Origin of the sequence: Variovorax guangxiensis, assembly GCF_003952165.1 — a bacterium.
GTDB lineage: Bacteria > Pseudomonadota > Gammaproteobacteria > Burkholderiales > Burkholderiaceae_C > Variovorax > Variovorax guangxiensis.
Genome location: NZ_RXFT01000009.1, coordinates 87,908 through 102,000 on the forward strand (window position 1 = coordinate 87,908; position 14,093 = coordinate 102,000).

Annotated in this window: 13 protein-coding genes; 2 read left to right on the forward strand and 11 right to left on the reverse strand. The window is 68.5% G+C overall.

Annotation, left to right across the window (positions count from 1 at the left end):
* Nucleotides 1–16 precede the first annotated feature (16 nt).
* The 5 genes from EJP67_RS20805 to EJP67_RS20825 all read right to left on the reverse strand — a co-directional run bounded on the left by EJP67_RS20805 (nucleotide 17) and on the right by EJP67_RS20825 (nucleotide 6,642).
* Nucleotides 17–1,807 (reverse strand): branched-chain amino acid ABC transporter ATP-binding protein/permease, encoded by a 1,791-nt coding sequence (locus EJP67_RS20805; protein ID WP_126023613.1) that lies wholly within the window; start codon nucleotides 1,805–1,807, stop codon nucleotides 17–19.
* The gene (locus EJP67_RS20810; RefSeq protein WP_126023614.1) at nucleotides 1,804–2,727 is read right to left on the reverse strand and encodes a branched-chain amino acid ABC transporter permease; all 924 of its coding nucleotides are present in this window, start codon (nucleotides 2,725–2,727) and stop codon (nucleotides 1,804–1,806) included. Before EJP67_RS20810 ends, EJP67_RS20805 begins: the two co-directional genes overlap by 4 nt.
* 79 nt (nucleotides 2,728–2,806) lie before the next feature.
* Nucleotides 2,807–4,015, reverse strand: coding sequence for an ABC transporter substrate-binding protein (locus EJP67_RS20815; protein ID WP_126023615.1), 1,209 nt, complete (start codon nucleotides 4,013–4,015; stop codon nucleotides 2,807–2,809).
* Nucleotides 4,016–4,067: 52 nt separating this feature from the next.
* The gene (locus tag EJP67_RS20820) at nucleotides 4,068–4,844 is read right to left on the reverse strand and encodes an SDR family NAD(P)-dependent oxidoreductase (RefSeq protein ID WP_126023616.1); all 777 of its coding nucleotides are present in this window, start codon (nucleotides 4,842–4,844) and stop codon (nucleotides 4,068–4,070) included.
* A gap of 37 nt (nucleotides 4,845–4,881) precedes the next feature.
* On the reverse strand, nucleotides 4,882–6,642 hold the full coding sequence (locus EJP67_RS20825; RefSeq protein WP_126023617.1) for an FAD-dependent oxidoreductase: 1,761 nt from the start codon (nucleotides 6,640–6,642) through the stop codon (nucleotides 4,882–4,884).
* 186 nt (nucleotides 6,643–6,828) lie between these two features.
* On the opposite strand from EJP67_RS20825, the gene EJP67_RS20830 reads away from it, so the two are divergent.
* Nucleotides 6,829–7,626, forward strand: coding sequence for an IclR family transcriptional regulator (locus tag EJP67_RS20830; protein ID WP_126023618.1), 798 nt, complete (start codon nucleotides 6,829–6,831; stop codon nucleotides 7,624–7,626).
* 77 nt (nucleotides 7,627–7,703) lie between these two features.
* Here EJP67_RS20830 and EJP67_RS20835 read toward each other — a convergent pair whose 3' ends face one another.
* The 6 genes from EJP67_RS20835 to EJP67_RS20865 form a co-directional block, all read right to left on the reverse strand.
* On the reverse strand, nucleotides 7,704–8,450 hold the full coding sequence (locus EJP67_RS20835) for a lysophospholipid acyltransferase family protein (RefSeq protein ID WP_126023619.1): 747 nt from the start codon (nucleotides 8,448–8,450) through the stop codon (nucleotides 7,704–7,706).
* A 17-nt stretch (nucleotides 8,451–8,467) separates the two neighbouring features.
* A complete protein-coding gene (locus EJP67_RS20840) occupies nucleotides 8,468–9,754 on the reverse strand; it encodes a dihydroorotase (RefSeq protein WP_126023620.1) in 1,287 nt (428 codons plus the stop codon).
* Between the two features lie 139 nt (nucleotides 9,755–9,893).
* Nucleotides 9,894–10,856, reverse strand: coding sequence for an aspartate carbamoyltransferase catalytic subunit (locus EJP67_RS20850; RefSeq protein WP_019656265.1), 963 nt, complete (start codon nucleotides 10,854–10,856; stop codon nucleotides 9,894–9,896).
* Nucleotides 10,857–11,357, reverse strand: a complete 501-nt coding sequence (pyrR, locus tag EJP67_RS20855) for a bifunctional pyr operon transcriptional regulator/uracil phosphoribosyltransferase PyrR (protein ID WP_126023621.1) — start codon at nucleotides 11,355–11,357, stop codon at nucleotides 10,857–10,859.
* A gap of 139 nt (nucleotides 11,358–11,496) precedes the next feature.
* Nucleotides 11,497–11,955, reverse strand: coding sequence for a Holliday junction resolvase RuvX (gene ruvX, locus EJP67_RS20860; RefSeq protein ID WP_375792102.1), 459 nt, complete (start codon nucleotides 11,953–11,955; stop codon nucleotides 11,497–11,499).
* The gene (locus tag EJP67_RS20865; RefSeq protein ID WP_126023622.1) at nucleotides 11,952–12,551 is read right to left on the reverse strand and encodes a YqgE/AlgH family protein; all 600 of its coding nucleotides are present in this window, start codon (nucleotides 12,549–12,551) and stop codon (nucleotides 11,952–11,954) included. Before EJP67_RS20865 ends, ruvX begins: the two co-directional genes overlap by 4 nt.
* Between EJP67_RS20865 and EJP67_RS20870 the strand changes: the two genes are divergently transcribed.
* Nucleotides 12,552–14,051 carry a cryptochrome/photolyase family protein gene (locus tag EJP67_RS20870; protein WP_126023623.1) on the forward strand — a complete coding sequence of 500 codons (1,500 nt, stop codon included), beginning with the start codon at nucleotides 12,552–12,554 and terminating at the stop codon, nucleotides 14,049–14,051. It abuts the gene before it with no gap.
* Nucleotides 14,052–14,093 lie beyond the last annotated feature (42 nt).

The following is a 14,093-nucleotide window of genomic DNA, read 5'->3' on the forward strand; positions in this document are numbered from 1 at the left end:
GTTTCGGTCTTTCTGCTCAAGCCGGCATGGCCGTGGCCAGTGCCTCTTCTTCTTCGTCGTCCACGCCCAGGTAGGCCTCGACCACGCGCGGGTTGGCCTGAACCTCGGCGGGCTTGCCCTCGGCGATCTTGATGCCGTAGTCGAGCACGATGACGTGGTCGGAGATGGACATCACCAGGTCCATGTGGTGCTCCACCATCAGGATCGACACGCCGCACTTGCCGATGCGCAGTAGCAGCTCGCCGAGCTCGGCGGTCTCCTGCGGGTTGAGGCCTGCGGCCGGTTCGTCGAGCAGCAGCAGCTGCGGCTCGGTGGCCAGCGCGCGCGCCAGCTCCACGCGGCGCTGCAGGCCATAGGGCAGGCTGCCGGCGGGCCAGTGCGCGAGGTGGCCGAGGCCGACCAGGTCGAGCAGCTGCAGCGCGCGCTCGCGCGTCGCCTTCTCCTGCCGGTTCGCGGTGGGCCACGCGACGAGCGACGACAGGAAGCCGTTGCTCATGCGGCTGTGGCGGCCGAGCATGACGTTGTCGAGCACCGAGAGGTCCGCGAACAGGCGCAGGTTCTGGAAGGTGCGGCCCATGCCCAGGCAGCAGATGGTGTGCGCCGGCTGGCCCACGATGTTGCGGCCCAGGAAGCGGATCGAGCCCGCGTCGGGTTCGATCACGCCGGTGAGCATGTTGATCATGGTGCTCTTGCCCGCGCCGTTCGGACCGATCAGCGCATGGATGTGGCCGCGCTGCAGGCGGAACGACACGTCCTGCGCCGGCTTCACGCCGCCGTACGACTTGGTCACGCCCTGCACCACCAGCAGCTCGCCTTCGCCGCCGGGGCCGATCTGGCCCGGAATGCCGCTGCCGCCAGCGCCCTCGCCGCGATGGCGCGACTTCATGAACCACTTGTTGAAAAGGCCCACCACGCCGCCCGGCATCACGTACAGCGCGAACAGCAGCAGGAAGCCGTAGAGGAAGTGCTGCGCCGAAGGCCAGCGCGCCAGCAGCGCGTCGGTCAGCGTGAGCAGCACCGCACCCACCAGCGGCCCGTACATCGAGCCCGCGCCGCCGAACAGCACCAGCAGCAGGATGAAGATCGACAGGTGGAAGGTGATGAAGTCGGAGTTGATGTACTGGTTCTGCTGGGCCACCAGCGCACCCGCGATGCCGCAGGTGACGGCCGCGACCACGAAGGCCATGACCTTGGCGCGGTACACGCGCACGCCCACGGAAGACGAAGCGATCTCGTCCGCCTGCAGCGACAGCAGCGCGCGGCCGAAGCGGCCGTTGAGCAGGTTGCGCAGCAGCAGGTGCAGCGCCGCGCACAGCACGATGCCCAGGATGACCCACTGCGTGGTGTCCAGCGGCGCCCCCTTCCAGGTGAGCGGGCGGATGCCGTAGATGCCCTGGGCGCCGCCGAACACGTCGGTCCATTCGCCCACGAGCTTCTCCACCACGATGCCGAAGGCCAGCGTGACCATGGCGAGGTACGGCCCCTTCACGCGCAGCGAGGGCAGCGCGATCAGCACGCCGCACAGGCCCGAGATGACAGCGGCCAGCGCGAGCGCGAGCCACGGGTCCATGTCGGTGCGCGATGTCAGCAGCGCCACGCCGTAGGCGCCGGCCGCGAACAGCCCGGCCTGGCCCAGCGATTTCTGCCCCGCGTAGCCCACCAGCACGTTCATGCCGGCGGCGCAGAGGTAGTAGACGCACATCATGAAGGCGATGCGCAGGTAGTAGTCGTTGCCCGACATCGAGACGATGCCGCAGAGCACCGCCGCGACCAGCAACACGGCGAGAGGATGGGCGAGGCGCTTCATACCTTCTCCACCGTCGAGCGGCCGAACAGACCCGTGGGGCGGAAGGCCAGCACCAGGATGACGAGCGCGAACACCGCCACCTCGCGCCACTGCGCCTGCCACAGGTTGACCATCGACTCGAGCACGCCGAGCAGGAAGCCGCCGATCACGCAACCGCGCGGGTTGCTCAGGCCGCCGATCATCGCGCCCGAAAATCCTTTCAGGCCCACGGTCAGCCCCATGAAGAGCGATGCCTGCGCGATGGGCGCGAGCAGGAAGCCCGAGAGCCCCGCCAGCGCCGAGCTCACGACGAAGGCGCCGATCATCATCGCGTTGGTGTTGATGCCCATCAGGCTGGCGACGTTGCCGTTCTGCGCGACGGCGCGCATGGCCTTGCCGATCATGGTGCGGTTCATCACGCGGTCGAAGCCGAACATCACGACCACCGCCACGCCCAGCGTGAGCAGCTCCTGCGGGCGCACGCCCACGCCGAACATGCGGATCACGGTGTCGCCCACGGGCGCGGGCACCACCACCGGCTTCGGGCCCCAGATGGCGAGCCCCACGCTCTGCAGGATCACACCGAAGCCCAGGGTGCTCATCACCCAGGCCATGCCGGGGCGGCCCGCGAAGGGTCGCACGCCCAGCACGTAGAGCAGCCAGCCCAGCAGGCCCATCACGCCGAGCGCGGCCAGCAGCGCGAACAGCTGCGCGCCCGCGCCGGGCACGGCGTCGCCGAAGGTGGTGGAGCTCAGCGGCTTGCCCAGTACCAGGAACAGGGCGCTCATGCCGATGAAGGCGCCGGCCGAGACGAACTCGCCGTGCGAGAAGTTCAGCGTCTTGGTGGTCGTGAACGTGATGCTGAATCCCAGCGCCACCAGCGCATAGGCACCGCCGACGGCGAGCCCGCTGATGAGCGCCTGCAGGAGCGCTTCAACCATGGTGTGTATCTCCGTTGCGAGACGGCGCTGGCTGCCGCGCGGGCACGCCGGTCGCTTCGCCTCTTCTTTTCTGTCTTGCTTACTGCTTGAAGTCGGCCGGCTTCAAGCCCTGGATCAGCGCGTCGGTGTAGGGCATCAGCTTGCCGTCCTTCCAGCGGATCCAGACCAGGTCCTTGGCGGTCAGCGCCTCGTGATTGGTCTTGCTGAAGGGCTTGTCGTAGGTCTTGAGCACGCCCTGCACCGGCGTCTTCAGGTCTTCGAGCGCCGCGCGCACCGCCGCGCCGTCGGCGCTGTTGGCCTGCTTCATGGCCTGCGCCAGCAGCTGCATCGAGTCGTAGCCGTGCAGCGCGAAGGAGAACGAACCCGGCGCCTTCAGCTTGGCACCGATGCGATCGAAGAGCTTCTGCTGCGCGGGCGTGCGGGTCTCGCTCACGGTGCGCATGAAGATCGGCTTCTCGGCGAGTTGCTTGCCGGCCGCGTCGTAGAAGGTGATGTTGTCGGCGGCCCAGGAGGTCAGCGTCAGCGGGAAGTAGTTGATCTTCTCCATGCTGCGCACCAGCTGTGCGATGGGCGTGCCCTGCGCCCACACCACCACGGTGTCGACGTTGGCGGCCTTCATCTTGCTCAGCTGCGAGGTCATGTCGGTGTCGCCGACGCCGAAGCGCTCGGTGGCGGCGATCTTGATGTCCTGCAGCTTGGCGATCTCTTCCATGTCCTTCAGGCCGCCCTGGCCGTAGCCGGTGGTCTCGGCCATCAGGCCCACCACCTTGGAGCCTGCGGTGTTCTTCTTCACGTAGGCCATGAGCGCGGCGACCTGCTCGCGGTCGACCATCGAGACGCGGAACATGTAGTTGTCGGCGCCGGGGCTCATCGGCTTGGTGATGTCGGTGCCCGAGCCCACGTTGCCCAGCACGGGAATCTTCTTCTGGTTGGCGATGTGCTTCCACGCCATCGCGTTGCCCGAGTTGGTGGGGCCGAAGACAGCAACCACCTTCTCGTTGTCGATCAGGTCGCTCATGTTCTGGATCGACTTCGGCGGCGCCGAGACGTCGTCGCGCGTCACCAGCGCCAGTTTCTTGCCGAGCACGCCGCCTGCGGCATTGATGTCGGCGATGGCCGCCTCCATGCCCAGCACCGCGGCCTGGCCGCTCTGGGCCGAGGGCGACGCGGAGAGGTCGCCGTTGTAGCCGACCTTGATGTCCTGCGCCATGGCACCGGTAGCGCCGGCCGTGAAGGCGGCGAACGCGGCCGCGGCGAGCAGCGTCTTGTACAGACGGATGGTTTTCATTTTTTGTCTCCTGAGGTTGACGGACTGGGAAGCGGAAAAAACAAAAGGGGGCTCAGACGGCGAGGAAGCCGCCGTCCACCGGCAGCACGATGCCGGTCACGTAGCGCGACATGTCGCTGGCCAGGAAGATCACCGGGCCCACTAGGTCTTCGGTCTGGCCGACGCGGCCCATGGGGATGCGCGTCATGAACGATTCGAGACGCTGCGGGTTCTCGCGGGTGGCCGCGGTCATGGGCGTCTCTATCACGCCGGGGGCCAGCGCGTTGACGCGCACGCCGGCGGGCGCGAGTTCCTGCGCGAGCGACTGCGTGAGCATCTTGATCGCGCCCTTCGACGGCGAGTAGCCCAGGCTCGCGCCCTGCCCCGCGTAGGCGGCGATGGAGGCGATGTTGATGATCGAGCCCTTCGTCTGCTTGAGCACCGGGATGAAGGCCAGCGTGGTGTTGAAGGTGCCGTGCACGTTCACGTCGATGGTCTTCTTCCAGTTGGCCGCGGCGTTCGGGCTGCTGGTGTTCTCGCGGATGATGATGCCGGCGTTGTTGACCAGCAGGTCGACGTTGCCGATCTCCTTGCCCACGCGCTCGGCCAATGCCTGGCAGGCTTCGGGCGCGGTCACGTCGAGCACGAAGGACCAGGCCTCGCCGCCCGCGTCGCGCACCAGCTGCGCGGTCTCGCGCACGGTGGCGTCGTTCATGTCGGTGACGACCACGCGCGCACCGGCCTGCGCCAGGCCCAGCGCGAGCGCGCGGCCGTTGCCCTGGCCCGCGCCGGTAATGAAGGCCAGGCGGCCTTCGAGCAGGCGGGGTGCGACGGTGGATGGAAAGGCCATCGGTGTCTCCTTATATATATGTGTGGATGTATGACGCTCAGGCGGTGCGGCTGACCGGCACGGCCTCGCGCTGCTCCACCTTCAGCTGCGCCGTGGCCTTGGCTTCGGCCTGCGCGACCTGCAGGCCCGCGACATAGCCGAAGGTCAGCGCCGGGCCGAGCGTGATGCCGGCGCCGGGGTAATTGCCGCCCATGACGCTGGCGGCGTCGTTGCCCACCGCGTAGAGGCCCTTGATCGGCTGGCGGTTGGCGTCGAGCACGCGGGTCTTCTCGTCGGTGACGAGGCCGGCGAAGGTGCCGATGTCGCCGATCACCAGCTTGATGGCGTAGTAGGGGCCGTTCTCCAGCGGCGCGACGCAGGGGTTGGGCGTGATGTTGGCGTCGCCCTGGTAGCGGTTGTAGGCCTTGCTGCCCTTGCCGAAGGCGGGGTCGTCGCCGGTGCGCGCGCCCTTGTTGAACTCCTGCACGGTGGCTTCGAGCGTGGCGGGCGCGATGCCGAGTTCCTTGGCCAGCTCGCCGACGGTGGCGCCACGCTTGAGGTAGCCGCTCTTCAGGTGCCGCCCGATGGGCAGCGGCGCGGGCGCGACGCAGCCCAGGCCGTAGTCGCGCAGCGCCTTGTGGTCGCACAGCAGCCAGGCCGTGACCTCGGGCTCGCCCTCGCAGGCCTTGACCATCGCCTGCACGAAGTCGTGGTACGAGTTGCCTTCGTTGGTGAAGCGGCGGCCCTTGGTGGTGACAGCGATCACGCCGGGCTTGGCGCGGTCGATGAAGTGCGGCATCACGCCCTTGCTGCCGTCGGGACGCGTGGTGACCGACGCGGGCACCCACGCCGCGGCATGCGGGATGGTGCCGTCGACACGGCCGCCCACGGCCTCGGCCAGACGCAGGCCGTCGCCGGTGTTGGTGGAAGGCGATGGCGAGTAGTGCTCGCGGCCGGTGGGCGCATGCGGAAAGAGCTGCTTGCGGCGTTCCACGTCGTAGGGGAAGCCGCCGCAGGCCAGCACCACGCCGCGCTTCGCGACCACGCGCACGTTCTGGCCCTCGTGCTGCACCACCGCGCCGGAGACGCCGTCGTACTCGACCACCAGCTTCTTCACCGGCGACGAGAGCCACACGGGAATGTTCTTGTCCATCGCGGCCTTGGCGAGGCGGCCGGCCAGCGCATTGCCGTTGGTCAGCGTCATGCCGCGGCCGTGGCGAAGCACGTCGAGGAAGTGGCGGCTCAGGCGCTTGGTCACGTACCAGAACGAGGTCGGCGACTTGAAGGCCCGCATGAAGTGTTTGATCTCGGGGCCCGAGCCCAACATCATCCCGAACACGGTGAGTTCGGGCAGCGGCGGCGCCAGCTGCTTGATGCGCTTGCCGAGCTCGCGGCCGTCGAACGGGCGCGTGACCATCGAGCGGCCGCCCTGCTGGCCGCCCGGCGCCTCGGCGTGGTAGTCGGGGAAGACGGCCGGCATGTCGAACTGCACGCAGGTGTTGCGCGTGAAGAAGTCGATGGCCTTGGGCCCCATCTCCAGAAAGGCGCCGACGCGCGCGGCGTCGAAGTGCGTGGTGGCCTCGTGCTTCATGTATTCGAGCGCGGCGCCTTCGGGCTCGTGGATGCCCTGCTCCGTGGCCAGGCGCGTGCCCGGAATCCACAGCCAGCCGCCCGAACGCGCGGTGGTGCCGCCGAAGCGCGGCTCCTTCTCGACCACCAGCACCTTCAAGCCCTGCGAAGCCGCCGTGACCGCGGTGGCCATGCCCGATGCGCCGCTGCCGACGACGAGCACGTCGCATTCGAAAGTGTTCTGTTCCATGTCTCTGCCTGTTCGCGTGTTTGTGTAAGACCTAAGTTGCGGCGCAGTTTAGGCAGCGACGTTGATATGGTCAAGTCTCTTCGTTACTATCAGATGTTCAATCATCATCGATTGAACACGACAATATCAGTAGAAACCCTGATGGCTATACTCGCCCCCACTCTCACTCCCCACGCCGGGCGCCCCATGGAAAAGCCAAGACGTGGCATTCAGTCCGTCGAAATCGGAACGCAACTGCTGGTGGCGCTCGGGCGCCACGTCGCGCCCATGGCGCTGCGCGACCTGGGCAAGGCCGCGGGCGTTCCCGTCGGCAAGGCGCACCCCTATCTCGTCAGCTTTTTGAAGGTCGGCTTCGTGGTGCAGGACAGCGCGGGCCGCTACGAGCTGGGCCCGCTGGCGCTGCAGCTGGGGCTGGCCAAGCTGCAGCGGCTCGACCCGATCAAGGAGGCGTCGCCACTCATCGAGCAGCTCGCCTCGGAGACCGAGCAGAGCATCGCGGTGGCGGTCTGGGGCAACTTCGGGCCGACGGTGGTGCGGCTGGAGGAGCCGATCCATCCGCTGCACGTGAACCTGCGCACCGGCACCGTCATGTCGCTGGCCTACACCGCGACGGGCCGGCTCTTCGCGGCCTACCTGCCGCCCAAGGTGGTCGAGAAGATGATGCTGGAGGACTTGGCGCGCACCCGCCCCGCGGACGGCCGCGGCGCCACCGCCGAGCTGTCGCGCGCCGAGATCGAGGCCCTGCTGGTCGAGACGCGCCTGCACGGCATGTCACGCACGCTGGGCCAGCCGATCCCGGGCATCGACGCCTTCTGCGCGCCGGTGTTCGACTCCACCAACAACCTGGTGCTGGGCATCACCGCCATGGGTCCCGAGGCTACCTTCGACCGCGAATGGGACGGCCGCGTGGCCGTGCCGCTGAGGGCCTGCGCGCTGGAGATCTCGCGCCGGCTGGGCTTCGTGCCTACGGGCGAGCAGGCCTGATCGCGGGCCTTCACCGGCTTCCCGGCAAAAGAAAAAGGCGCTTCGACGAAGCGCCTTTTTCTTTTGGTTCCGGCCGGTCAGTGCGTCTCGCGGCGCAGCTGCTGCACGTCTTCATGCAGCGAGTGCGCCCATTCGCGCCGGTCGCGGCCGTGCGGGTCCTGCGGCTCGCCGAAGCGCACTATGGCCAGCAGCGGCGGCGCGCGCAGCGTGTTCCACAGCGAGACGACGAGGTTGTCGTCGTCGATATAGCGCGGCGCCTGGCTGGTCTCGCCGGTGGCGGCGTCGGCGAAGCGCAGCGCGGCGGGCAGCACCGGCGCGCCCGAGGAGATCGACGCCTGCAGCAGGTTCGCGTGGAAGGGCAGCAGGCCCCGGCCGTCGCTGGTCGTGCCTTCAGGGAACACGCCGATCAGGTCGCCGTTGCGCAGCGCGTCGGTCATGTGGTGCACCACGCGCAGCGCGTCGCGGCGGCGTTCGCGCTCGATGTAGAGCGTGCCCGAGCCGTTGGACAGCGTGCCGATCAGCGGCCAGCCCTTCACGTCCGACTTCGACACGAAGCGCACGTGCCGCGCGGCATGGATGGTCGTGATGTCCAGCCACGAAAGGTGATTGCAGATCAGCAGCACCGGCCCCGTGGGCGGCGGCGTGCCCTGCACCACCAGCGTGATGCCCATGAGCTCCAGCATGCGCCGCGACCACGCCTGCACGCGCGCGTTGCGCTCGGCCTGCGTGAGCTTCGGGAAGGTGAAGCGGATCGTCCACCAGCCCGAGGCCGCGTGCGCCACCGCGCGCGCCAGGCGCCAGCAGGCTTTCAGCGAATGAAGCATCGGCGCCCGGGCCCCTCTCAACCGTGGACGATGCGGCCGGCCACCAGCGTGTGGCGCGCGCGGCCCTGCAGCGGGTAGCCGGCAAAGGGCGTGTGCTTGCCCTGGCTCCTGAGCGCGCCGGGCTCCACCTGCCATTCGAGCGCGGGATCGGCGATGCACAGGTCGGCCACGCCGCCTTGCTGCAGGCGGCCGATGCCGGCGCCCGCGTCGGTGGCGCCCAGCAGGCGCGCGGGCGCAGCGGTGACGACCTCGATGGCGCGCGCGATGCCCGCGCCGCTGCGCTCGCCCCAGCGCAGCGCCAGCGGCAGCAGCAGCTCGAGCCCGGTGGCGCCCGCCTCGCTCTCGGCGAAGGGCAACGTCTTGGCGTCGGCCTCCACCGGCGTGTGGTCGGACACCAGCGCGTCGATGGTGCCGTCGGCCAGCGCGGCCGAGAGCGCGTCGCGGTCGCCCTGCTGGCGCAGCGGCGGGTTCAGGCGGGCGCGGCTGTCGAAGTAGCCGATGTCGGTGTCGGCCAGGTGCAGCGAGTTGATGCTGACGTCGCAGGTGATCGGCAGCCCCTGCGCCTTGGCCTGGCGCACCAGTTCCACGCCGCGGGCGCTGGAGATGCGGCACAGGTGCACGCGTGCGCCGGTTGCTTTCATCAGCTCGACGATGGTGAAGATGGCGATGGTCTCGGCCGACACAGGCACGCCCGCCAGGCCCAGCCGCGTGGCCAGCGGGCCGCTGGCGGCGACGCCCTTGCCGAGGTCGCGGTCCTGCGGGCGCAGCCACACGGTGTAGCCGAAGGTGCTGGCGTAGGAGAGCGCGCGCTGCAGCACCTGCGTGTCGCCCAGCGACACGTCGGCCTGGCCGAAGCCGATGCAGCCGGCCTCGGTGAGCTCGGCCATCTCGGTCAGCACGCCGCCGGCCAGGCCGCGCGTGAGCGCCCCCAGCGGGAACAGGCGCGCGGCCTGCAGCTTCTCGGCGCGGAACTTGAGCATCTCGACCAGGCCGGGCTCGTCGAGCACCGGGTCGGTGTCGGGCGGGCACACGAGGCTGGTCACGCCGCCCGCGATGGCCGCGGCCATTTCGCTTTCGAGCATGCCTTCATGCTCATAGCCGGGCTCGCGCAGCCGCGCGGCGAGGTCGACGAGGCCCGGCGCGACGATGCAGCCCGTGGCGTCGATGGTGCGTTCGGCCTTGAAGCCTGCCGGAATGCTGCCGCCGATGCCGGCGATCTTTCCGTCGGCGATGGCGATGTCGGCCTGCTTGTCGATGCCCGACGCGGGGTCGACGACGCGGCCGTTGGCGATGTGGATGTTCATGCGTCTGTACTTCCAGTGACAGTCATGGCCTTTTCGGGAAACACCGTGGAACCGGCTTCGCCGGGCCACTGGTGTTGCCCCCGGCAGGGGGTTGGCGAAGCGACACGAAGTGCGCGAAGACTGGGGGCGAGCAACATTTCTATGCTTCGTTACCTGCGACGATGCTCATTACCGCCATCCGGACCGCGATACCGAAAGTGACCTGCGGAAGGATCACGCTCTGCTTGCCGTCGACCACGGCGGAGTCGATCTCCACGCCGCGGTTGATGGGGCCCGGGTGCATCACGATGGCGTCGGGCTTGGCCAGCTGCAGCTTTTCCTGCGTGAGGCCGAAGGTCTTGAAGAACTCCTGCGACGAGGGCAGCAGCGCGCCGCTCATGCGTTCGTTCTGCAGGCGCAGCATGATGACCACGTCGCAGTCCTTGATGCCCTCTTCGAGCGTGTGGCACACGCGCACGCCCATGCCGGCCATGTCGCCGGGCACCAGCGTCTTGGGGCCGACCACGCGCACTTCGGCGCAGCCCAGCGTGGTGAGCGCGTGGATGTCGGAGCGCGCCACGCGCGAATGCAGCACGTCGCCGACGATGGCGACCGTGAGGTTCGAGAAGTCTTTCTTGTAGTGACGGATCGTGTACATGTCGAGCAGCCCCTGCGTCGGGTGCGCGTGGCGGCCGTCGCCGGCATTCACCACGTGCACGTGCGGCGCGACGTGCTGCGCGATCAGGTAGGGCGCGCCCGACTCGCTGTGGCGCACCACGAACAGGTCGGCGGCCATGGCGCTCAGGTTGGCGATGGTGTCCAGCAGCGACTCGCCCTTGGTGGCCGAGGAGCGCGCGATGTCGAGGTTGATGACGTCGGCGGAGAGGCGCTTGGCCGCGATCTCGAAGGTGGTGCGCGTGCGGGTGCTGTTCTCGAAGAACAGGTTGAACACGCTCTTGCCGCGCAAGAGCGGCACCTTCTTCACCTCGCGGTCGCTCACGCTCGTGAAGTTGGCGGCCGTGTCGAGGATGTGCGTGACGATGTCCTTGGGCAGGCCCTCGATCGACAGCAGGTGGATCAGCTCGCCGTTCTTGTTGAGCTGGGGATTTCGCTTGTAGAGCATTTACTTGTTCTCCTCCACCTTGAGGCTGAAGGCACCGTCGTTGGCGCGTGCGAGGGCGAGCAGTTGCGTGTCGGGCAGCGCCAGCGTCGTGGCGGCGAAGTCGGCGGCCACGGGCAGCTCGCGGCCGCCGCGATCCACCAGCACCGCGAGGCGCACGCTGGCCGGACGGCCGAAGTCGAACAGCTCGTTGAGCACCGCGCGGATGGTGCGGCCGGTGTAGAGCACGTCGTCGAGCAGCAGCACGTCGGCGCCGTTCACGTCGAAGGGCAGCGCGGTCTGCACGCTGGCCGAGAGGCCGCGGCGCGAGAAGTCGTCGCGATGCATCGCCGACGAAATGATGCCGGGCGCGCCGGGCAGGCCCAGGTCCTTCTGCAGCCGCTCGACCAGCCAGGCGCCGCCGGAGGTGATGCCGACCAGCTTCGTTTCGGGGCGCATCAGCGGCTTCACGCCGGCCAGCAGGTCGAGATACAACGCCTCGGCGTCAGGAACGACAGAACTCACGATGATTGCTCCACGGCAAGGCAAGGGAGACGGAAAGTTCGGGGAACACCGTGGAACCGGCTTTGCCGGGCCACCGGTGTCGCCCCCGGCGAGGGGGTTGGCGAAGCGACACGAAGTGCGCGAAGCCTGGGGGAGAGCCTCATTCCTGGAGACTCCTCAGAAATTGCTCCAGGATGATGCAGGCCGATGCCGCGTCGGCATCGCGGGCGCCTGACGACAGGGCCTCGGTGGTGCTGTAGCGCTCGTCGACCTCGAACACCTGGAGATTGAAACGGCCGCGCAGTTGGCGCGCGAACTTCTGCGCGCGGCGGGTGTTCTCGTGCGCGGCGCCGTCGGGGTGCCAGGGCACGCCGATCACCAGCGCGTCGGGCTGCCATTCCTTGATGCGCGCCTCGACCTGCGCGAAGCGCGCGTCGCCCTCGGCCTTGATGGTCGGCTGGGGCGTGGCGGTGCGCAGCAGCCGGTTGCCGCTGGCCACGCCCGTGCGCTTCAGGCCGAAATCGAAGGCCAGGAAGCTCTGGAAATGGGCGGGAACGGGAACAGGAACGGAAGAAGAAGCAGTGGGAGCGGGGGCGTCCGGCATGGCGGCTGCGCTCATGCGTGTCCGGCGTCGGGAGAGAGCTTCCAGGCCTCCAGGCCCAGCAGCATCAGCGCCTTGTCGTAGCGCTGCTCGATCGGGGTGTCGAAGATCACGGCCGGGTCGGCGCCCACGGTGAGCCAGCTGTTCTCGGCCAGCTCGGATTCGAGCTGCCCTTCGCCCCAGGCCGCATAGCCCAGGGAAACCAGCACCTTGCGCGGGCCCGCGCCGGTGGCCAGGGCCTCCAGCACATCCTTGGAAGTGGTCATCTCGAGCCCGCCGGGGATGGTCATGGTCGAGGCGTAGACGGATTCCTCGGGCTTCTCGGCCTGGGCGAAGACCGGCTCGTGCAGCACGAAGCCGCGCTCGGTCTGCACCGGGCCGCCCTGGAATACGGGGGCGTCGCCCAGCTCCGGGCGGGCCAGGTGCAGCTCGATCTTCTCGAACAGCACCTTGAGGTTGATGTCGCTGGGCTTGTTGATCACCAGGCCGAGCGCGCCGCGCTCGCTGTGTTCGCAGAGGTAAACGACGCTGCGGTTGAAAGTTTTGTCTTCCATCCCGGGCATCGCTATCAAAAAGTGATGCGTGAGGTTCATCGGGGCAGAATCGGCGGCCATATGCCTCCGATTTTACTGGCCGTCGACAAGACCTATCCCAAAGGGCTCATGTGGTTCCGCCGCGACCTCCGTGTGGACGACAACGCCGCCCTCTACCGGGCGCTGCGGGCCTGCCGTCAGGTGCTGTGCGTCTTCGTGTTCGACAAGGCGATCCTGGACGCCCTTCCCACGGCCGACCGCCGGGTCGAATTCATCCGCGAATCGCTGGTGGAGCTCGAGGCCGAATTGCGCGCGCTGGGCGGCGGGCTGATCGTGCGGCACGCGGTGGCGGCGCAGGAGATCCCGGCACTGGCCCGCGAGCTGGAGGTGCAGGCGGTCTTCGCCAACCGCGACGACGAGCCCGACGCGCTGGAGCGCGACGCCAAGGTCTTCGGCGCGCTGGCCAATGCCGGCGTGACCTTCCACACCTACAAGGACTCGACCGTCTTCGACCGCGACGAGGTCATGACCAAGACCGGCCAGCCCTACACGGTGTTCACGCCCTACAAGCGGGCCTGGCTGGCGAAGCTCGATTCCTTCTTCCTGAAGCCGTACCCGGTGCGCAGCCACGCCGACGCGCTGGCGCCCTCGCCGCAGGCCTACGGCGAGCCGGTGCCCGCGCTGCGCGAGATCGGCTTCGAGAAGACCAACCTGTCGACGCTGGAGATTCCCACCGGCACCCGAGGCGCCGGCCAGCTCTTCGAGGACTTCTTCGAGCGCATCGACCGCTACGACGAGGCGCGCAACTTCCCCGCCGTGCGCGGGCCCAGCTACATGGGCGTGCACCTGCGCTTCGGCACGGTGTCGATCCGGCAGCTGGCGAGCCTGTCGCACCAGCTCTCGCTGCAGGGCAACACGGGCGCAGCGACCTGGCTGAGCGAGCTGATCTGGCGGGAGTTCTATTTCCAGATCCTCGCGCACTTCCCGCACGTGCACAAAGGCGGCGAGTCGAAGAGCTTCCGCCCCGAGTACGACAAGATCCAGTGGCACCACGGCAAGCACGCCGACCAGCTCTTCGACGCCTGGTGCAACGGCCGCACCGGCTACCCGCTGGTGGACGCGGCCATGCTGCAGATCAACCAGAGCGGCTACATGCACAACCGCCTGCGCATGGTGGCGGCGAGCTTCCTGTGCAAGGACCTGGGGCTGGACTGGCGCCGCGGCGAGGCCTACTTCGCGCTGCACCTCAACGACTTCGAGCTGGCCTCGAACAACGGCGGCTGGCAGTGGGCCAGCTCCAGCGGCTGCGACGCCCAGCCCTACTTCCGCATCTTCAACCCGGTCACGCAGAGCGAGCGCTTCGACCCCGAGGGCAAGTTCATCCGCCGCTACCTGCCGCAGCTGGCGGGGCTGTCGAACACGGCGATCCATGCGCCGTGGCTGGCCTCGCCGGTGGAGCTGGAGGCCGCCGGCATCAAGCTCGGCGAGACCTACCCGAAGCCGGTGGTCGACCACGCCGAGGCGCGCGAGAAGACGCTGCAGCGCTACGGGGTGGCGCGGGCGAAGGCGCTGCAGAAGTAGAAGTAGAAAGAACCGGAAAAAGAAAAGGGCCTTCGAGAAGGC